Source organism: Niallia sp. 03133 (assembly GCF_052663225.1).
In genome coordinates, this window is the sequence record NZ_JBQTCY010000004.1 from 80,819 (window position 1) to 100,334 (window position 19,516).

Annotated in this window: 20 protein-coding genes; all 20 read right to left on the reverse strand. The window is 36.8% G+C overall.

Annotated features, from left to right (window positions below; all coding sequences use genetic code 11):
• Positions 1 to 56: 56 nt before the first annotated feature.
• Positions 57 to 1,370, reverse strand: a complete 1,314-nt coding sequence (gene trmFO, locus ACTYBU_RS06840; protein ID WP_445488275.1) for an FADH(2)-oxidizing methylenetetrahydrofolate--tRNA-(uracil(54)-C(5))-methyltransferase TrmFO — start codon at positions 1,368 to 1,370, stop codon at positions 57 to 59.
• A gap of 615 nt (positions 1,371 to 1,985) precedes the next feature.
• Positions 1,986 to 4,061: a type I DNA topoisomerase gene (topA, locus tag ACTYBU_RS06845; protein ID WP_445488277.1), complete on the reverse strand. Its 2,076-nt coding sequence runs from the start codon at positions 4,059 to 4,061 to the stop codon at positions 1,986 to 1,988.
• A gap of 356 nt (positions 4,062 to 4,417) precedes the next feature.
• Positions 4,418 to 5,278: a DNA-processing protein DprA gene (gene dprA / locus ACTYBU_RS06850; protein ID WP_445488279.1), complete on the reverse strand. Its 861-nt coding sequence runs from the start codon at positions 5,276 to 5,278 to the stop codon at positions 4,418 to 4,420.
• Positions 5,279 to 5,514: 236 nt separating this feature from the next.
• Complete coding sequence (sucD, locus tag ACTYBU_RS06855; protein ID WP_445488281.1) at positions 5,515 to 6,432, reverse strand: succinate--CoA ligase subunit alpha; 918 nt, start codon at positions 6,430 to 6,432, stop codon at positions 5,515 to 5,517.
• On the reverse strand, positions 6,429 to 7,607 hold the full coding sequence (sucC, locus tag ACTYBU_RS06860) for an ADP-forming succinate--CoA ligase subunit beta (RefSeq protein WP_445488770.1): 1,179 nt from the start codon (positions 7,605 to 7,607) through the stop codon (positions 6,429 to 6,431). The genes sucD and sucC overlap by 4 nt, the downstream gene beginning before the upstream one ends.
• Positions 7,608 to 8,084: 477 nt before the next feature.
• Positions 8,085 to 8,375, reverse strand: a complete 291-nt coding sequence (locus tag ACTYBU_RS06865) for an EscU/YscU/HrcU family type III secretion system export apparatus switch protein (protein WP_445488283.1) — start codon at positions 8,373 to 8,375, stop codon at positions 8,085 to 8,087.
• Positions 8,372 to 9,655: a hypothetical protein gene (locus ACTYBU_RS06870; RefSeq protein WP_445488285.1), complete on the reverse strand. Its 1,284-nt coding sequence runs from the start codon at positions 9,653 to 9,655 to the stop codon at positions 8,372 to 8,374. Before ACTYBU_RS06870 ends, ACTYBU_RS06865 begins: the two co-directional genes overlap by 4 nt.
• A gap of 11 nt (positions 9,656 to 9,666) precedes the next feature.
• Entirely contained in the window at positions 9,667 to 10,449 is a 783-nt protein-coding gene (locus ACTYBU_RS06875) for a ribonuclease HII (protein WP_445488287.1), read from the reverse strand.
• Between the two features lie 182 nt (positions 10,450 to 10,631).
• The gene (ylqF, locus tag ACTYBU_RS06880; protein WP_445488289.1) at positions 10,632 to 11,507 is read right to left on the reverse strand and encodes a ribosome biogenesis GTPase YlqF; all 876 of its coding nucleotides are present in this window, start codon (positions 11,505 to 11,507) and stop codon (positions 10,632 to 10,634) included.
• A 378-nt stretch (positions 11,508 to 11,885) separates the two neighbouring features.
• Positions 11,886 to 12,440: a signal peptidase I gene (gene lepB, locus ACTYBU_RS06885; RefSeq protein ID WP_445488290.1), complete on the reverse strand. Its 555-nt coding sequence runs from the start codon at positions 12,438 to 12,440 to the stop codon at positions 11,886 to 11,888.
• Between the two features lie 410 nt (positions 12,441 to 12,850).
• Complete coding sequence (gene rplS / locus ACTYBU_RS06890; RefSeq protein WP_445488292.1) at positions 12,851 to 13,195, reverse strand: 50S ribosomal protein L19; 345 nt, start codon at positions 13,193 to 13,195, stop codon at positions 12,851 to 12,853.
• A 140-nt stretch (positions 13,196 to 13,335) separates the two neighbouring features.
• Positions 13,336 to 14,073 carry a tRNA (guanosine(37)-N1)-methyltransferase TrmD gene (trmD, locus tag ACTYBU_RS06895; RefSeq protein ID WP_445488294.1) on the reverse strand — a complete coding sequence of 246 codons (738 nt, stop codon included), beginning with the start codon at positions 14,071 to 14,073 and terminating at the stop codon, positions 13,336 to 13,338.
• Positions 14,073 to 14,591, reverse strand: a complete 519-nt coding sequence (rimM, locus tag ACTYBU_RS06900; protein WP_445488772.1) for a ribosome maturation factor RimM — start codon at positions 14,589 to 14,591, stop codon at positions 14,073 to 14,075. Before rimM ends, trmD begins: the two co-directional genes overlap by 1 nt.
• 11 nt (positions 14,592 to 14,602) lie before the next feature.
• Positions 14,603 to 14,989 carry a YlqD family protein gene (locus tag ACTYBU_RS06905; RefSeq protein WP_445488296.1) on the reverse strand — a complete coding sequence of 129 codons (387 nt, stop codon included), beginning with the start codon at positions 14,987 to 14,989 and terminating at the stop codon, positions 14,603 to 14,605.
• A 423-nt stretch (positions 14,990 to 15,412) separates the two neighbouring features.
• The gene (locus ACTYBU_RS06910; protein WP_445488298.1) at positions 15,413 to 15,643 is read right to left on the reverse strand and encodes a KH domain-containing protein; all 231 of its coding nucleotides are present in this window, start codon (positions 15,641 to 15,643) and stop codon (positions 15,413 to 15,415) included.
• Positions 15,644 to 15,656: 13 nt separating this feature from the next.
• Entirely contained in the window at positions 15,657 to 15,929 is a 273-nt protein-coding gene (rpsP, locus tag ACTYBU_RS06915; RefSeq protein ID WP_443481432.1) for a 30S ribosomal protein S16, read from the reverse strand.
• Positions 15,930 to 16,060: 131 nt separating this feature from the next.
• Positions 16,061 to 17,413 carry a signal recognition particle protein gene (gene ffh, locus ACTYBU_RS06920; RefSeq protein ID WP_445488300.1) on the reverse strand — a complete coding sequence of 451 codons (1,353 nt, stop codon included), beginning with the start codon at positions 17,411 to 17,413 and terminating at the stop codon, positions 16,061 to 16,063.
• Between the two features lie 12 nt (positions 17,414 to 17,425).
• Positions 17,426 to 17,758 carry a putative DNA-binding protein gene (locus tag ACTYBU_RS06925; protein ID WP_445488774.1) on the reverse strand — a complete coding sequence of 111 codons (333 nt, stop codon included), beginning with the start codon at positions 17,756 to 17,758 and terminating at the stop codon, positions 17,426 to 17,428.
• A gap of 271 nt (positions 17,759 to 18,029) precedes the next feature.
• Positions 18,030 to 18,296, reverse strand: a complete 267-nt coding sequence (locus ACTYBU_RS06930) for a hypothetical protein (RefSeq protein ID WP_445488302.1) — start codon at positions 18,294 to 18,296, stop codon at positions 18,030 to 18,032.
• 204 nt (positions 18,297 to 18,500) lie between these two features.
• Positions 18,501 to 19,490 (reverse strand): signal recognition particle-docking protein FtsY, encoded by a 990-nt coding sequence (gene ftsY, locus ACTYBU_RS06935; protein ID WP_445488304.1) that lies wholly within the window; start codon positions 19,488 to 19,490, stop codon positions 18,501 to 18,503.
• Positions 19,491 to 19,516: the final 26 nt, after the last annotated feature.

Here is a 19,516-nt window from a genome sequence, read left to right on the forward strand (position 1 = left end):
TCACCTCACAGACGGCTTCATTATAGTAACATACTTTGTATACACAAGCAATTAATTTACGTATTTTTCACAAAGTTCTGAATTGTTTCCAATGCTCTGTTAGCATGTTGTTCATATCTTTCTTTTTTCCCTTTGATTCTAACAGGCAACTCTGGAAAAAGTCCAAAATTTGCATTCATGGGCTGAAAATTCTTCGCATTGGTTGTTGTGATATATTTCGCCATGCTTCCAATTGCCGTTTCTGCTGGAAAAACTAATGGTTCTTCCCCATGTACTACTCTGGCTGCATTTATCCCAGCTACCAGCCCGCTAGCAGCTGATTCTACATACCCTTCAACTCCAGTCATTTGACCGGCAAAGAATAAATCATTGCGATTTTTAAATTGATAGGTTGCTTTTAATACTTTAGGAGAATTAACAAAAGTATTGCGATGCATTACACCATATCTGACGATTTCTGCATTTTCCAATCCAGGAATCAATTGAAGCACTTCCTTTTGCGCTCCCCATTTTAAATGTGTTTGAAAACCTACAATATTATATAATGTGCCTGCCGCATCATCTTGGCGAAGTTGCACAACTGCAAACGGTCGTTTTCCAGTCTTAGGATCTTCAAGACCAACTGGCTTCATTGGACCAAACAGCATGGTTTTTTTTCCTCTTCCAGCCATTACTTCAATTGGCATGCAGCCTTCAAAATATACTTCTTTTTCAAACTCTTTTAAAGGAACCACTTCTGCTGAAATCAGCGCTTCGTGGAATCGTTCAAATTCTTCCTCCGTCATCGGGCAATTTAAATAGGCAGCTTCCCCTTTATCATAGCGAGATTTCAAATAAACTTTATTTAAATCTATGCTGTCTTTTTCAATAATAGGAGCAGCAGCATCATAAAAGTATAAATATTCTTCTCCTGTCAGCTCCTTTAAGCTTTTTGACAGACCTTCACTTGTCAAAGGACCTGTAGCTATGACAGTAGGACCTTCTGGAATTTCCGTAACCTCTTCATTAAAGACGGTTACATTTGGGTGGTTTTTCACTTTTTCTGTTACTCTTCCAGCAAATTCATGTCTATCTACTGCTAACGCTCCTCCTGCAGGAACAGCACAAAAATCCGCAGATTCAATGATGACAGAATCCAAGTTTCTCATTTCCTCTTTTAATACTCCAACTGCATTTGTTAATGCATTTCCTCTTAGAGAATTACTGCAAACAAGTTCAGCAAATTTGTCCGTATGATGTGCCGGGGTTTGCTTAACTGGTCTCATTTCATATAAATGCACCTTTATTCCTCTTTTTGCTAATTGCCATGCAGCCTCGCTGCCTGCAAGTCCTGCACCTATAACATTTACATAGTTTTGTGTTTCTAGCATGTATAATCCTCCAACTACTATAATATATGATCTTTATATATGATACGTATTCATTTTATAAAGTAAACTTCCATCAGTGGGGGTTTTTCCTCATCCCCCACTGATGGTTAGTTGCACTTATCGGACCTTTACGGGCTGTTATCCCCCACCTATCTTCCTCGATTTCTCGGCATCCCCGAGGTGGGGGCCATACAGCCCGTTAAGCGTGGGATAAAAATATGTCCTATAGCATTTTACACTATGAATTGCTTTAATTAAAGTTTAGACTATATTAAATTTATTTTTATTGATTTTTTCATTTTATGTTTGCTTCAAGGAGTGTAACATATATTTTCACAAAAGAAAAAACAATGTCTACACATGAAAAGAGCGAGCATATGCTCACTCTTTTCATGTGTAGACAAAATGGTATTTGCACTAGCTGAAGTCTGATCGAGACTTGAAGGGTGCAAGCCAATCGACGAAGACATAAGGTCGTGGCGAAGTTAGTCGATTATCCACGGTTGAGTAAGTTGCGTACTTTGTTGTTCATCCGTTGTTACCCAGTAATGAGCATCCTAGTAAAAAAAAATCTAGCATTCGTCGACAGCCTTAAGAGCGGGCATATGCTCACTCCTAGCTTTGAGGCTCCTCTTTATAATCGCAGCTTACACATTGAACTTGAATTCCTTTTTTCAGCTTTTTCTCTACAAGCATTCCTTCACATTTCGGACATGGACGCTGAATTGGTTTATCCCAAGAAATAAATTCACACTCTGGAAAACGATCGCACCCATAGAATATTCTGCGTTTTTTACTTTTTCTTTCAATGATATTTCCTTCATGACATTTAGGACATTTAACACCGATTTCTTTTACAATTGCTTTTGTATTTCGGCAATCAGGAAAATTACTGCATGCCATAAATTTGCCATAGCGCCCCATTTTAAATACCATTGGGCTTCCGCATTGGTCACAGTCTTCTCCAGCTGGTTCATCTTTTATTTCCACTGACTGCATTTCTTTTTCAGCCTTTGATAAATTTTGCTCAAAAACTTTATAAAATTCATCAATTATTTTAACCCAATTCACTTTTCCTGTTTCAATATTGTCCAAATCTTGTTCCATGTTGGCTGTAAACTCAACATTTAATATCTCTGGGAAAAATTCTAAAATTAGTTCTAAGACAATTTCTCCCAGTTCTGTCGGAATAAATCGTTTATTCTCCAATGCTACATATCCACGTTTTTGAATAGTATCCAAGGTTGGCGCAAAGGTTGATGGACGGCCAATTCCCAACTCTTCAAGCGTTCTTACCAGTCTTGCCTCCGTGTACCTTGGAGGAGGCTGTGTAAAATGCTGTTTCGGATCAAAGTCTTTATTAATGACTTCGTCTCCTTCAATCAAATCAGGAAGCAGTCGATCCTTTTCCTCCACTGCATCATCCGTTCCTTCTACATATACTTTCATAAACCCAGCGAATTTCACTTTTGAACCTGTTGCACGGAATAATACTTCTCCATTTTGCAAATCAACACTCATCGTATCCATAATAGCAGGTGCCATCTGACTTGCGATAAATCTTTCCCATATTAGTTTATATAATCGGAGTTGATCTCTTGATAAATGCTCCTTTAGCATGCTCGGTTCTCTTGTTGTACTAGTTGGCCGAACAGCTTCATGGGCATCTTGAATATTTGCATTTTTCTTTTCTTTGCCTTTATCCGCTTTTGTGTATTCACTGCCGTAATTTTTCGTAATATACTCAAAAGCTTCTCCTTGTGCTACTTCGGATATTCTTGTTGAGTCCGTTCTCATATAGGTAATTAATCCGACTGTTCCTTCTTTGCCTAAATCAATTCCTTCATAAAGCTGCTGTGCAAGCATCATTGTTTTTTTTGCTCTGAAATTTAATTTACGGGCAGCTTCTTGTTGAAGTGAAGAAGTAGTAAAAGGAACTGCAGGGTTGCGTTTTCGCTCTCTTTTTGTCACTTTAGAAACAGTAAACTTATTTCCTTTAATTAACTTTTGCACTTCTTTTACTTCGTCTTCTGATTTCAGCTCTACCTTGCTACCATTAACACCATAAAATGCTGCTTCAAAATTTGTTTTTCCTTTTAAAAAGCTGCCTTCAATTGTCCAATATTCTTCTGGAACAAATTGTTTAATTTCGTGCTCCCTATCAATAATTAGACGAACTGCTACAGACTGCACTCTGCCGGCGCTTAAGCCTTTTTTCACTTTTTTCCATAATAATGGACTAATATTGTATCCAACCAATCGATCGAGCACTCTTCGTGCTTGTTGGGAATCTACTAAATCCATATTTATTGGCCGCGGATGTTTAAAGGACTCTTTAATAGCATCCTTCGTAATTTCATTAAATACAACCCTACAATCTGAATCGATATCTACATTCAAGCTCTTCGCCAAATGCCATGCAATTGCTTCCCCTTCTCTGTCGGGGTCAGCTGCAAGATATATTTTTTTTGCTCTTTTAGCTGCTGTTTTTAAATCTTTTAAAATGGGGCCTTTACCACGAATCGTTATGTATTTCGGTTCGTATTCTTTTTCTATATCAACACCCATTTGGCTCCTAGGCAAATCACGAATATGACCCATAGATGCTTTCACTTTATATTTTTTTCCTAAATAACGTTCAATCGTTTTTGCCTTAGCTGGCGACTCTACGATTACAAGAAAATCTGACATTAACTGTCCTCCTTAGAGGGATTATAAATATTCACTATTATTGTATACTATGTTTCCACTTGTCAAATATTACGCTAAGCAGAAAACGTTTTCAACTAATTTTTTCTCATGAAGTTTTATTGCTTTAATTTTATCATCTGTTGCAAAATGTATAACAAATTTCAAAAAATAGCAACCTTTTTTTATTTTTCCCTTTAAAAAAGTATTAATTTTTTCCTTTTTATTTACAAAAAGTTGAAAGGTCAGAATCGTCATTTAACATTTGTTTTTCACTCTGAATAATTCCTTATTTTTTCCAATGAGTATATCGTACCATGTACTTTCACTAAAAGAAATACAATTATTTTCCTTTTATCTTAAAAATTCCATTCTTCTAAAATATCATTTGCTTTGCTTACCGGCTTTGCACCAGCCTTTATTAAATCATTTGTCCCAGCAGAATATGGACTTAAGATGCTTCCTGGAATGGCAAATACGTCTCTGCCTTCGTTAACAGCATAATTTGCCGTTATTAAAGATCCGCTTTTTCTTTTTGCTTCGACAATTAGCGTTCCATCGCATATTCCGCTAATAATTCGGTTTCTCATTGGAAACTGCCATTTATTTGGTCTGCTTAATGGAGGATATTCGGATAATACTAGATGCTCATTCATCATTTCACTTGCCAGCATTTTATTTTCTTTTGGATAGATGTGAAATAGCCCGCCTGCTATAACACCAATTGTTTTTCCTCCATTTGCAATCGTAGATTTGTGTGCTATCGTATCTACACCTGCTGCTAAACCACTAACAATTATGATATTCTGTTTGATTAATTCAGGTATTATTTTATCCAATGTCTTTTGACTGTAATTAGTGGCAAGGCGGGATCCGACGATAGCCAGCTTCTTTTCTACTGTTAATAAGGAGAGATCCCCTTTGGCATATAGAACCCATGGAGGCTGATATATTTCTTTTAAAAAAGGTGGATAACAGGTATCAAAATAAGTGATGGCAGTTATTCCGTTATGTTCATATTGGCTAATTTGTTCGCGAATCATAGGGGAATGAAAATCTTCTATTATTTCTCTTTTTAATGAAAAAGCTGATGAGGAAATCTTTTGAGAAGAATACAACGTTTGAAGAGAAGGATCCGTTTTTAACAGAAGGTATATGTTTTTCCAACTAATCCCCCTGCAGTGGTGAAGCAAGACTAATTTTTCTTTTAATTTCTCCAACGTGCTTTCCTTCCTTTCTGAAAATGGGACTTATATAATGGAAGAATTTATAATTGTATACCATCTAATGAATAAACATGAGGAAATAAATAAGGAATTATCCTTTTTATTATAAGATTTTTGTTATTATTTGAATAGATTTTTCTCATTCTTCAAAAAAATAATCGTATTTTCTTTGACTGTTTTGCAAACAAAAATATCCCAAGAAAAGCAGTTGTCTCTTCTTGGGAATTTTTCTAATTAAGGGATGGATGGTATGTTTTGCATTGATCGTAAATGGAATGCTCTTTTAAAACCTCTATTAATGCAGCACCCATTACGGCAGGTGTTTCTGCAACTTTAATGCCACATTCATTTAAAACGCTGATTTTTTCATCAGCTGTTCCTTTTCCCCCTGAAATAATCGCGCCAGCATGCCCCATTCTTTTGCCTGGAGGTGCTGTTCTTCCGCCAATAAACCCTACAACTGGCTTTTTCATATTTTTTTTGATCCATCGAGCTGCCTCTTCTTCTGCCGTGCCTCCAATTTCTCCAATCAAAACGACCGCATACGTATCCTTATCTGCATTAAATGCTTTTAATGTCTCAATAAAATCTGTACCATTAACAGGATCCCCACCAATGCCAACTGCAGTTGATTGACCGATTCCTGCTTGTGTCAATTGATGAACTGCTTCATATGTTAATGTTCCTGACCGGGAAACAACCCCAACATGTCCTTTAGTATGAATGTATCCTGGCATAATGCCAATTTTGCATTCGCCGGGAGTAATAACACCTGGACAGTTGGGACCAATTAATCTTGTCTTCTTTCCCTCCATAAAACGCTTTACTTTTATCATATCCAAAACAGGTATATGCTCTGTTATACAAATAACATAATCCAATTCTGCATCTACCGCCTCTACAATTGCGTCAGCAGCAAAAGGTGCTGGTACATAAATAACCGATGCATTTGCATTGGTAGCCTGCACAGCTTCTTTCACAGTATGAAACACAGGAATGCCCTCTATTTCCGTTCCTCCTTTCCCCGGAGTTACTCCACCGACAATGTTGGTGCCGTATTCCATCATTTGTTTTGTGTGAAAAAGAGCTGTAGATCCAGTAATTCCCTGTACAAGTACTTTTGTTTCTTTATTTATAAAAATACTCATTTTTCTTCTCCCTTCCTTTGAACAAGTGAAACAATTTTTTGAGCACCGTCTGCCATAGATTCAGCTGTGATAATATCCATCTTCGATTCAAGGAGAATTTTTTTACCAAGGTCCACATTCGTTCCCTCCAGCCGAACAACTAGCGGAACCTCTAAACTTACTTGCTTTGCAGCTTCCACAATCCCTTCTGCAATAATATCGCACTTCATAATGCCTCCGAATATATTCACAAATATACCCTTCACATGTTGGTCAGATAAAATGATTTTAAATGCTTCTGTTACTTTTTGTGGTGTAGCACCGCCCCCAACATCTAAAAAATTTGCTGGCTCCCCGCCATAATGCTTGATGATATCCATTGTAGCCATTGCCAAACCAGCTCCATTTACCATGCAGCCTATCGTTCCGTTTAAAGAAATATAACTTAAATCGTATTTTGAAGCTTCGATTTCTTTCGTATCTTCTTCTTCAAAATCTCTGTATGCAACAACGTCTTTGTGTCGGTATAGGGCATTGCTGTCAAAATTCAATTTAGCATCCAATGCTAAAATTTCTCCTCCCTCTGTCAAAACAAGTGGATTTATCTCAGCAATGGAGCAATCTTTTTCTACAAACACTTCATATAAGCCGATCATGAAGGGGACCGCTTTATTTATTTGCTTATTGGGGATGCGAATAGAAAAAGCAAGTCTTCTTGCTTGAAAGGGTGTTAAGCCAAGGATAGGATCAATTACTTCTTTAAAAATTTTTTCAGGCTGCTTTTCTGCTATTTCCTCAATTTCCGTTCCACCTTCTTCTGAACCCATCAGTACAATTCGGGATGTTGCTCTATCGACAACAATTCCTATGTAATATTCTTTTATTATCTGACATCCTTCTTCTACAAGTAAACGCTTAACTTTCTTGCCTTCCGGTCCTGTTTGATGTGTTATTAGGGTGCTTCCTAATATAGATTCCGCATATTTGCTTACTTCCTCCTTTGTTTTTGCAACCTTTACTCCTCCGGCTTTTCCTCTCCCGCCAGCATGGATTTGAGCTTTTACTACCCAGCTATTTCCACCTAGCATTTCAGCCGCTTGAATTGCTTCTGGAACGGTGAATGCAACTATCCCCTTTGGCACAGCTACCCCATTTTGCGCCAAAATTTCTTTTCCTTGATATTCATGAATATTCAAGATTTTCACACCCCTTCTTTTTTTGTTTTTCTTCCCTAGAACTAATCCCTCATTCAAAAATGCATGCCAATTCCATCCTGTTTCCACAATCCCTAAATAGTTGCTTCTCTTTTAAAAGTATCATTTCCATTATCTTAATATTCTTTTTTTTAATAATTTATTCTACTTAAAAAGAATATTTGGGAAATTCTTATATGATTACGCTTTCATTTTATAAGAATTAAACTTTCTTTGTCTACAAAAAAGACTTCTACAATACAAATATGTTTTATAGACTTGCTTCTTTCCTTTTTCCTCATAAAAATGACTGCAGCGAAATAGTTACCCACAAACAATAAGACTGATTGAAAACATTCCATTTCGAGGCGAATCCTAGGGAGGATCAGAGTTCCCGAAAAGAGTAGAGAAGAGTAATGAGTTAAGACATGCGAGCATTTGTCGACAGCCTGAGAGAGCATCGAGCAAGCATGCTCCCTATCATTTATTACTCTCTCCACATTCTTTATCCATTTTATAAATAAACGCAAACACCTCAGCAACTGCTTGATATAAATCTTCCGGAATTTGTTCTTGTACATTCAGCTTTGCTAGCAGCTCCACTAAGGAAGGATCTTCTTGTATAGGAATTCCATTTTCTTTTGCCTTTTCCAAAATGGATTCAGCAACAAACCCTTTTCCCTTTGCTGATACGAACGGTGCTTCTCGATTGTGAGCATAACGAAGTGCAATTGCTTCTTTTCTTTTATTTTTCTCACCATGTTCATTCATATTTTTATGTCCACTCCTTTATAAAAGGAATTTCCGAAATGGATAGAAGGTATTTCTTTCATTTCGTTTAATCGTTTGTCAGAAAACGGCTTTGTGCTAATAGTTAATAACGTATAATCTGTTTGTTTCATTTTTTCCTTCAGAATATTAGAGTACTTGTCGACAATTAAAGGAGCAAGAGGGGTATTATTCCATATTGTCATATTCATTATCCTGTTTTGAATATGCATATCAATCATCGTTTCTTTTAAATGCTTTAAATCTAAATAAACAAGAATGCGGCAATAGCTGCTATCAATCTTGCCATCTTTTGTTTTTTTTCCATTATATTGAACAGTTACATCCATAGAATGGCCAGCAAATGATACTGGTATTTGAATAACTACTTGCAGCAGTGGTCCTGCTTCTTGTGATAACAGCTGCAAGCCTGTCAGCTTATCTACTAATTGGGATGCTATTTCTTTGGTTGATAAAGGAATACTTGTTTTTAACAACTCAAGCAAAAGCGGTTTTAACTGCTCTGTTTCCATTGATACTTTTGTTGTATCATTTATCGACAGAAGATGCTCCGATTCATAGGAAAATCCCATCCTATTTATCACCTTAGCTAATTGCTGCTTTATTTGATTGCTTTCTTCCATATTTGAAAAAGTTTCCGCATGGAAGCTGGATAGCAAATTTTCTAATGGGTTGTTCTTAATAGAATAAACGTTTAATTCAATACTTAAAGCATGTAGCAATTCGGAAAAAGATCTACCAGTCTGTAATTGCATAAAACTACTAAACACTGCCTCTGTAAATGGCAGCTCATTTAGCACCATATGCTTAAGTACGGTTATTTCTTTCGGCAATTGGCTGCCCCCAGTTAGCCATTTGTCCGCTCTTAGTAGGATCTCTTTTGATATTGGAAGTTGATCCTTAAGAAAAGATGCAATTAATGTTTTCGTATGTTTTGTATTTTGAAGAGACAGCTCCTTCAATAGGGATTCGATCGTATTGTTTTTTTCCTTGCTTGAGTCCTTTACAGAAGATAACACTTTTAATTCTGGCAATTCTTGTCCTTTCTTGACTTGAAACCAATAGTCGGCGTTCACTGTTAGTGGAATCGATAATTTGGCATTTAGCTTTTGCTGACCTACTTGTAGTTCAGCAATTTGATTTGGATATAAGCTGATTACTTTACCATAAACAATTACACCTGGTCTTAATGACAGCGGTCGATTAGGAAAGCCAGTCTCTTGATTAAACAGCTGCTGAATAAAACCAGTAGAGTAGCTCATATTCTCCCTCCTTATTTATCTATTGATAACGTCATTTCTTTTACAGGTGAAAAACTTTTGCGATGGTAGCTTGTTATTCCTTCTTTTTCCAGTGCTTCTAGATGCTCCTTTGTTCCGTAGCCCATGTTTTTTGCAAAATGGTAGGCAGGATAATCTTTATCTAAATCTTTCATCATTTTGTCACGAGTTACCTTTGCTACGATGCTTGCTGCTGCTATAGAAACGCTTTTACTATCACCCTTAATGATGGATTGGCTTGGATAGGGGGTGATTAATTTCATTGCATCAATTAATAAATAATCCGGATTTACAGCTAATTTGGCTATTGCTTGCAGCATCGCTTTTTTTGTTGCTTCATAAATATTTAGTTGATCAATTTCTTCTGCATGGATCATTCCGATTCCTATTGAAACTGCTTCTTCTTGAATTTTTCCAAAAAATTCTTCTCTCTTTTTTTCCGACAATTTTTTAGAATCATCTATGCCTGGCAAATAAAAAGTCTCCGGCAGAATAACTGCAGCCGTTACGACTGGACCGGCAAGCGGGCCTCTCCCTACTTCATCAATTCCAGCTATAAAGGAAAAGCCTTGGCTTCTTAGTTGATTCTCATATGTATTAAGTTCTACAAATCGCTGATGAAGTTCCCGTTCCTTCTCTCGCTTGTTCTGCCAAGCTTTAAAAAGGTTTTGAACGCCTTTTCTTCCATCCTGCTTTATTTCTTGAATAAAAGGATCATTTATATCTAAAATCCTTTCTAATTTATCTTTTATTTCTTTTGTTGTTGCTGCTTTCATTTCCCTCGTACACCTCTTTCTATTTATCCCACTCTTAACGGGCAGTAAAACCCCCACTGATGGAAGGTTTACTTTATATCGGCAGCTTTTTTGCATTCTAAACGCATGGTACTAAGCTTCTCCCTATTAGACAAAAAAAGGGATCATGAACATACAATGATCAAGACCCCCCTCTTATTTGTTCAGCCATTTGTTTCCTGCTTCGCTTCCATATCAGCAGCATTTTCAAAGGTAAGAGGTCCTAGTTTTTCTCCTCTTATTTCACGAATGACCAATTCTGTCACTTTATCATAGTCAACAATGGCTCCACCTGTTAAACATCCGCGCACATGTCCGATTTTATCAAAAAGTTCTACTATGTCTTCTGGTATTTCTTCCAGCTGAAACCTTTCTTTTAAACGATTTGGATATTCCCTTTCCAAAAAGCGCAATCCGAAAACTGCAATATCCTGCAAATTTAAAATAGTATCTTTAATGGCTCCAGTTAATGCTAGCTTCAAACCAACTTCTTGATCTTCAAATTTTGGCCAAAGAATTCCAGGTGTATCTAAAAGTTCTAATTCCTTTCCAACCTTAATCCATTGCTGTGCCTTTGTCACGCCAGGAGTATTGCCGGTTTTTGCGATATTTTTTTTAGCTAATCGATTGATCAGTGTTGATTTCCCTGCATTTGGAATGCCGACTATCATAGCTCGAATGGCACGTGGCCGAATTCCTTTTGCACGCATGCGCTCAAACTTTTCAGCTAACACTTCTTTTGCAAGTGCCGTAATTTCTTTCATTCCGACACCAGCTTGTGAATTAATGGCCAAGGCTTTGATCCCTTTGTTTTGAAAATATCGGATCCATTCTTTCGTCTTCTCTTTGTCTGCCATATCTGCCTTATTTAACAGCACTAATCTTGGTTTATGCTGAATAATTTCATCAATCATCGGGTTTCGGGATGATTGCGGTATACGAGCATCCACTAGTTCAAAAATAATATCAACTAGCTTAAGTTTTTCTGTCACCTGTCTTCTTGCTTTTGCCATATGCCCAGGAAACCATTGTATTGTCAAAATTATCACCTCTATTACTAACTTGCTTAACTATAAATCTAAGTGCATTCATAGGAAAAATAACTTTTGAAAGGCTCTATTCGTATAGATTGTTGTTATTTAACCCACAGGTGAATACCCTTCGCTTTTTCACGGGGCGAGCCTCGAGCCGCTACGTCGTTTCACTCCTGCTTTCTTCTCGCCTGTCTCGCTAATCTGTGCTGAGAGTCTACGTGTATTTAGGATGCTCAGTATTTCTAAAAGGTTTTTCAACTAATTAAAAGTAACAAACTTTTAGAAAACTGTCTTTTGAAAAGAGTTTTGGTCAATAAAAGACACTTGTCCCATCCACCTCAAAACCTTCGATTAAAATAAGCGGTTCTCTTAATGACTGTCTATTTATTTAATTATTTTTATGTCCGATACTGGCCAGTAAATAACACTTGTATTTCCTAATATTTTCTCAAAAGGAATAGTGCCGATATGTCTGCTGTCCTTGCTATCCCTTCTATTATCACCCATTACAAACAGTTCCCCTTTCGGCACTGTTTTACGGCCGGTTTTTTCTTCTAAAGTAAATGATTCTGTTAAAGGACCATCTGTAACCTGCTTTTTATATTCATCTAAATATGGCTCCTCGTATGCTTTGCCGTTTACATACAATGTATCATTTTTGTATTCGACAGAATCACCAGGCAGCCCAATTACTCTTTTAATATAATCCTTTCCCTCCGGTGCATGAAAGACAATAATATCAAAACGTTTCGGTGCACTGATTTTGTAATTTAATTTGTTTACAATCATTCGATCTTGGTTATGTAGTGTAGGCATCATGGACTCTCCATCCACAACAATTGGAGCAAATAAAAAATATCGTATTACAAATGCCAGAAGCACAGCAATTATCAGTGCCTTGCCCCATTCCCAAGCTTCATTTTTCTTTTTCTTTGCCATCTTGTTCACCAATCCTTGTTATTCGTATTGAAGACCATTCTTCATACGTTTCTTTCCAACTATAGATGCAGTCTATCACTTTTTCCTGAATGCATATACATAATCGGTTTTGCGAAAAAAACAATCTTCTTTCCACTACTATTTTAATCGAAACGATAGGGTGAAGTAAAATTTCAATAATGTTATAAAAACAAAAGCGCAAGTGCCTTGTTTATTGATGCACGGACTGATTGATTAAGTGGTCTAAAAATGGACTATCGACTATATTGCATCCTTCAGGTCTGCAGTTACCATCGGTACTTGTACATCCTGAGTTGAATGTAGCCCACTTCCGTTAATTCTGTTTTATTAATAGTTTCATTAAAGTAAAAAAGGGCTTGTTGCTGGAACAAGCCCCTTTTTGGTAACAATTATCGAATTTCTTTAATACGAGCTTTTTTACCACGTAGGTTACGTAGGTAGTAAAGTTTAGCACGGCGAACTTTACCGCGGCGAATAACTTCAAGCTTCGCAATTTTTGGTGTATGAACAGGGAAAGTACGTTCAACGCCTACTCCGTAAGAAACTTTACGTACTGTAAAAGTTTCGCTAATTCCACCACCACGACGCTTAATCACAACACCTTCGTATACCTGAATACGCTCACGAGTACCCTCGACAACTTTCACGTGTACACGTACAGTGTCACCAGGACGGAACGTAGGAAGATCTGAACGAAGTTGTTCTTTTGTGATTTCTTCTATTAATTTTTGCATCGTTTTCAACTCCTTCCAACAGACGCTCTTGCACTTACCATTAAACCCTGCAGCGGAACATCATTTTAAGACTTTTTCCGATAAATCTCGGATTAAGCCACAAGTGATATCTTAACATAAAAAAACAACAACATCAATAACTAATCATTGCTTTTCTTAATTTCTTCTATTAGTTTTAACTGTTTCTCAGTTAGCGGATAGTTCTCTAACAAATCAGGGCGTCTTTCGATTGTTCTTCGAAGAGATTCTATTTCTCTCCATTCCTCAATATGTGCATGATTTCCAGAAAGCAATGTGGAAGGAACTTTCATTCCTCTAAAATCTGCAGGACGAGTGTAATGGGGATGTTCAAGCAAACCTGTACTGAATGAATCATTAACATGTGAAGCTTCCTTTCCCAATACTCCCGGCAAAAGGCGAACCACACTATCAATTATAACCATAGCTCCAAGTTCACCGCCTGTTAACACATAATCGCCGATTGAAATTTCGTCGGTGACTAAATGTTCTCTTATTCTTTCATCATACCCTTCATAATGGCCGCAAATAAAAATCAGATGGTCTTCTTGAGCAAGCTCTTCTGCTTTTTTTTGTGTATATCTTTCGCCTTGAGGACACATTAATATAACCCGGGGCGATGTATTGCTCTGTTCTTTTAATAATTCTACAGCATCAAATATAGGCTGAGGCTTTAAAACCATGCCTGCTCCTCCCCCATACGGGTAGTCATCTACCGATTGATGCTTATTGTCCGAATAGGACCGAAAGTTCACCACATTATAATGAACCTTTTCTGCTTCTTTTGCCTTTTTTAGAATAGAGTTGTTAAAGGTTCCTTCAAACATTTCTGGAAAAAGTGTCAGTACATCTACTTTCATTAAGACAACAGCCCTTCCATTGGCTCAATAATGACGATTTTTTCTTTTACATCTACCTTCATTACCACTTCTTCAATATATGGAATAAGCAATTCCTTTTTATTTTTCCCTTTAATGACCCAAACATCATTGGCTCCTGGAGTAAGTATTTCAGTAATGACACCAAGTTCTTCTCCATCTACCGTCTGGACTGAGCAGCCGATTATTTCATGGAAATAATATTCATTTTCCGGCAGTTCACCTAAAAAGCTTTCTGGAACTTTTAATAAACCACCTTTCATAAATTCTATATTATTAACATTATCATATCCCTCAAATGTTAATAAATTAAAATTTTTATGTACACGATGGCTTTTGATTGTTAATTGCATCGGCACTGCTTTATCTGATTGAAAAAAATAAATAGGATTGCCTACTTTATACCTTTCTTCCGGAAAGTCTGTACGTGAAATAACACGAATTTCCCCTTTTATTCCATGAGTATTCACAACTTTTCCTACATTAAACCATTTTTCCATTTTTATCACCTCTAACGTATTTCATCTATTACTCCATCTTTTATGATAATTGTTTTAGAAGAAATAGCATCATTCCAATCATCTCCTGGTTTAACCTCTACTAACGCGGTTACTTCTTCTTCTTTCAGCTCACTGCCCAATGGTAGTATATGTATTTGATCCACTAGGAACTCCATGCTTTGCTTTTTTTTTAGTCTTTTTTTTATTTCATTGCTATAATAGTTTTTTATTTTATTAGGAGACAACTGCAAATTATGCAATTGTTTTTTTTCTTCAAACCGGAGCTGCTGGCATTCCTTTTCAATTTCCATTAACTTTTGCTTATATTTTTCTAATAATTTTTCTTTAGTTGCTTCTGTTAAAATTTGCTTAACTGAGACGGATTGAAGTATTTTCATTTCCTTCCTCCTAGAAAAGTGCAAGCGCCCGTATAGCGACGTATGAACTGAAGGACTCCGTATGAGATAAAGGAAACACGAGGAGCGTAAGCAATTCGATGTTGACTTATCGTAAGGAGGAGAGCGAAGTTCAATAGACGCTGGGTGCTGAAGCTAGACATTTATCTAATGTAAAACACAAAAATTCTGATACTACAAGAAAAGCGCAAGCGCCCTTGCTCATCGACGGAATAAGCTGGACTGAATCGAGTGAGATAAAGGAAACACGAAGAACGTAGTGATTCGATGTTGACTTATCGTAGACGAGGTGAGGGAAGCGTTGTAGTCGATAGGGCGCTGGAGCTAGACACTAATCTAAGTTGAAAAATTTTATACTTTCTTATCTTATTAGAAAAAGAGAAGGGTTTCCCCTCCTCCTTTATTCTACTCACTAATCTCGACAATTAGTTTTTTCTGTTGTAATGATCCTGCTGCGTAAACAACCGTTCGAATTGCCTTAGCAACCCGCCCTTGCTTTCCAATTACTTTTCCCATGTCATCTTTGTTGACAGAAAGCAAGCAAATGATTCGATTATCCTCTTCCGTAACATGCACCGTAACTTCATCTGGAAAATCAACAAGGGGCTTAACAATCGTTTCTATAAGCTCTTTCATTTACCAGTACTAATTACTTGCCGTTTTTGATATTGTGGAATTTTTCCATAATACCTTGGTTAGAGAAAAGGTTACGAACTGTATCAGATGGTTTTGCACCATTTTGTAACCATTGTAGCGCTTTTTCTTCGTTAATATCCACGATAGCAGGCTCTGCTACTGGATTGTAAGTTCCTACTGTTTCAATGAAACGTCCATCACGTGGTGAACGAGAATCTGCTACTACAATACGATAAAAAGGAGATTTTTTTGCTCCCATACGTTTTAAACGAATTTTTACTGCCATTTAAAATTGCACCTCCGAATAGTTTCACACAAGATAGTATATTATCAATTGTTTACGAGTTTGTAAAGTGTTTTTTCTTGTCAGACTCTACATTCTGTTCAAAATCACCAAATCTTGCGGTTTTTCCTTGTTTAGAATGGATTAAAAGGCAATTTAAAGCCGCCTTTTTTCTTTCCTTTTTGACCCATATTGGTCATTTGCTTCATCATTTTTTTCATATCATCAAATTGCTTTAACAGCCTGTTTACTTCAGGTACACTTCTTCCGCTTCCTTTAGCGATGCGCTTCCGTCTGTTCGCATTGATAATTTCTGGATGTTCTTTTTCCTTCATGGTCATTGAACGAATAATCGCTTCCACATGAGCAATTTGTTTTTCATCCACTTGGAGATTGTTTAAACCTTTTATTTTATTCGCTCCAGGCATCATTTTCAAGAGTTCATCTAGCGGGCCCATATTTTTTACTTGCCCTAACTGATCAAGAAAATCGTCTAAAGTGAATGAAGCATTTTTCATTTTCTTTTCAAGCTCTTTCGCTTTTTCTTCATCCACATTCAACTGAGCCTTCTCGATTAAGCTCAAAACATCCCCCATTCCGAGAATACGGGAAGCCATTCGTTCTGGATGAAATGGCTCTAAAGCGTCCATTTTTTCTCCCAGACCGACAAACTTAATCGGTGTTTTTGTAACGGAACGGATAGAAAGTGCTGCTCCGCCTCGAGTATCACCATCTAATTTTGTCAACACAACACCAGTAAGTCCAAGCTGCTCATTAAAGCTGCCTGCAACATTTACCGCGTCTTGTCCTGTCATTGCGTCCACAACTAAAAAGATTTCATCTGGTTTTGAAAGCTCTTTGATTTGTTTTAATTCATCCATTAAAGATTCGTCAACATGAAGACGACCTGCTGTATCAATTAAAACATAATCATGATGATCTTCTTTTGCTTTTGCAATAGCTTGTTTGGCAATTTCCACAGGGCTAACTTGATCACCTAGAGAAAACACAGGGAAATCAAGCTGTTTTCCTAATGTCTCCAGCTGTTTAATTGCAGCTGGGCGATAAATATCTGCCGCAACAAGGAGTGGTTTTCGATTGTATTGTTTGCGCAGCAAATTAGCGAGCTTTCCGGTAGTGGTGGTTTTTCCTGCCCCTTGCAATCCAACCATCATAATAACCGTAGGAGGACGATTGGAAACAGCAATTTTGCTTTGTTCTCCCCCCATTAATTCAGTCAGCTCTTCTTTTACTACTTTAATAACTTGCTGCCCAGGAGTTAAACTTTTCAGCACTTCTTGTCCAACTGCTCGTTCACTAACTTTTTTTACGAATTCTTTAACAACTTTAAAGTTAACGTCCGCCTCCAGCAATGCAAGTCGGACTTCACGCATCATTTCTTTTACATCCGCTTCATTTACTTTCCCTTTTCCGCGAATTTTTTGAATCGTATTCTGCAGTCGGTCAGCTAAACCTTCAAATGCCATTATGCCGCCTCCTTAATCTAATTTCTCCAGCTCGAATATTGCTTTCTGCAACGCTGAAACCGAAGGAGTATCGTTTTTTAACAACTCTTTCATTTGCGCAAAAAGTACTGTACGCTCTTGAAACTTCTGAAGGAGTAATAATTTATTCTCATATTCCTCAAGCATGGTTTCTGTACGTTTAATATTATCATACACTGCTTGACGACTTACATCATATTCGTCGGCAATTTCACCAAGAGAATAATCATCCAAATAATAAAGAGACATATAGCTTCGTTGCTTTGGTGTCAACAACGACTGATAGAAATCGAAAAGATAATTCATTCGTGTTGTTTTTTCAAGCATCGAAAATACCCCCATGTTAAGTCAAAAGCCTTTACATCGATTATTCTACACAGTATATCATTATATGTCAAGATTTTATCTTTACAAAGCTATGGGGAAATTTACGTTATTTTGAAATGAGCAACAATGTGTTACTGAAATTTAGATGTTAGAGTTGAATGGATAAAACAAATATGTAGAGGTGTGGACAAACAAAGAGGATTAGAAAAGGATAGGGCTACACTCTGCTGTTATGGATAAACCTCTATTCTTCCATCCATTTATTTTCTATTTAGAACATATTCAGCAACATTAGTAGACTGCATGGAATGGCGATTAATAACACTCCAATAATTTTCATTCTAATGCCGGATAAACTAGTTAAAAATAGAACTTCTTCTTCCGTTGTTAGAAGTTGCTCTGATTCTTTTTGAACCCACTCTCGATTTTTCAATGTTGCTCCTAATTTTGAAAATGCATGATATTGTATTTTATGACCTTTTACAGCAAGAAAAATACCATATACGATAACCGATATAACAATGATTTCAATAAACATTAAGATCTACTCCTTAAGAACATTTTTATTGTTTTTAGTATGGTTCCTTTTTTATTTTTTTATCAACAAAAAAACAATAACTTTTAAGGGTTATTCTTAAACTTATAACCATAAAAAAGCTGACTGCATCTATCTGCAATCAGCTTTTAAGCAATAGGATAACTGCACATCAATGTGCATTAAGAAACCCATTTTAAGTTTCCTTTATTCTTCTGTTTCTTCCACTAAATTAGAAAATAATCCGTATACATATTTTTCTGGATCGAATGGCTGCAGATCATCCATTTTTTCTCCTAATCCTACTAATTTAACTGGAATATGGAGTTCATTGCGAATCGCTAATACAATGCCGCCCTTTGCTGTTCCGTCTAATTTAGTCAAGACAATGCCATTTACATTGGTCGCTTCTTTAAATGTCTTAGCCTGCACAAGCGCATTTTGCCCTGTCGTTGCGTCCAGCACTAATAATACTTCATGAGGAGCTCCTGGAATTTCTCTTTCAATTACTTTTTTTACTTTTGCCAACTCATTCATTAAATTCACTTTATTTTGCAGGCGGCCAGCAGTATCACATAATAAAATGTCTGCATTACGTGATTTCGCTGCATGCACAGCATCATACATTACTGCTGCTGGATCAGACCCTGCTACTTGTTTAATGACTTCAACTCCTACTCGTTCACCCCATACTTCAAGCTGCTCAATGGCGCCTGCCCGAAAAGTATCGCCAGCAGCCAACAGCACCTTTTTACCTTGCGATTTATATTGATGGGCAAGTTTTCCGATTGTTGTCGTTTTTCCAACACCGTTTACCCCAACAAATAGAATTACCGTCAATCCATCCTTTTGCACATTAATAGCTGAAGAAGAATCATCGCCATTTTCATAAATGCTGACAAGTTTTTCCGAAATAACAGATTGTACTTCTTTTGGATCTTGGATATTTTTTCGCTTTACTTCTTTTTTTAATTCATCAATTAGCTCCATCACCGTGTCAAAGCCAACATCCGCACCAATTAAAATTTCTTCCAGTTCTTCGAAGAAATCTTCATCTACTTTTCTATAGCGTGAAACAAGATCATTCATTTTTTCCGAAAAGTTATTTCTTGTTTTCGATAAGCCATCTTTAAATTTTTCCGAAACAGCAGTTGTCTGCTGCGACATTTTTTCTTTTAACTTTTTAAAAAAACTCATATTATCCCTTCTTTCTTTAGAAAAGC

What these genes read in the sequence shown, in the direction of transcription:
- ACTYBU_RS06875 (WP_445488287.1), bottom strand. Translation starts at nt 10,449, where the DNA reads ATGAAAGCAGCAACAACAAAAGAAATAAAAGATAAATTAGAAAGGATT.
- ACTYBU_RS06905 (WP_445488296.1), bottom strand. Translation starts at nt 14,989, where the DNA reads ATGAAAATACTTCAATCCGTCTCAGTTAAGCAAATTTTAACAGAAGCA.
- ffh (WP_445488300.1), bottom strand. Translation starts at nt 17,413, where the DNA reads ATGGCATTTGAAGGTTTAGCTGACCGACTGCAGAATACGATTCAAAAA.
- ACTYBU_RS06870 (WP_445488285.1), bottom strand. Translation starts at nt 9,655, where the DNA reads ATGAGCTACTCTACTGGTTTTATTCAGCAGCTGTTTAATCAAGAGACT.
- trmFO (WP_445488275.1), bottom strand. Translation starts at nt 1,370, where the DNA reads ATGCTAGAAACACAAAACTATGTAAATGTTATAGGTGCAGGACTTGCA.
- ACTYBU_RS06865 (WP_445488283.1), bottom strand. Translation starts at nt 8,375, where the DNA reads ATGAATGAACATGGTGAGAAAAATAAAAGAAAAGAAGCAATTGCACTT.
- ACTYBU_RS06930 (WP_445488302.1), bottom strand. Translation starts at nt 18,296, where the DNA reads ATGTTTATTGAAATCATTGTTATATCGGTTATCGTATATGGTATTTTT.
- ACTYBU_RS06910 (WP_445488298.1), bottom strand. Translation starts at nt 15,643, where the DNA reads ATGAAAGAGCTTATAGAAACGATTGTTAAGCCCCTTGTTGATTTTCCA.
- rpsP (WP_443481432.1), bottom strand. Translation starts at nt 15,929, where the DNA reads ATGGCAGTAAAAATTCGTTTAAAACGTATGGGAGCAAAAAAATCTCCT.
- rplS (WP_445488292.1), bottom strand. Translation starts at nt 13,195, where the DNA reads ATGCAAAAATTAATAGAAGAAATCACAAAAGAACAACTTCGTTCAGAT.
- ACTYBU_RS06925 (WP_445488774.1), bottom strand. Translation starts at nt 17,758, where the DNA reads ATGCTTGAAAAAACAACACGAATGAATTATCTTTTCGATTTCTATCAG.
- trmD (WP_445488294.1), bottom strand. Translation starts at nt 14,073, where the DNA reads ATGAAAGTAGATGTACTGACACTTTTTCCAGAAATGTTTGAAGGAACC.
- rimM (WP_445488772.1), bottom strand. Translation starts at nt 14,591, where the DNA reads ATGGAAAAATGGTTTAATGTAGGAAAAGTTGTGAATACTCATGGAATA.
- topA (WP_445488277.1), bottom strand. Translation starts at nt 4,061, where the DNA reads ATGTCAGATTTTCTTGTAATCGTAGAGTCGCCAGCTAAGGCAAAAACG.
- lepB (WP_445488290.1), bottom strand. Translation starts at nt 12,440, where the DNA reads ATGGCAAAGAAAAAGAAAAATGAAGCTTGGGAATGGGGCAAGGCACTG.
- ftsY (WP_445488304.1), bottom strand. Translation starts at nt 19,490, where the DNA reads ATGAGTTTTTTTAAAAAGTTAAAAGAAAAAATGTCGCAGCAGACAACT.
- sucD (WP_445488281.1), bottom strand. Translation starts at nt 6,432, where the DNA reads ATGAGTATTTTTATAAATAAAGAAACAAAAGTACTTGTACAGGGAATT.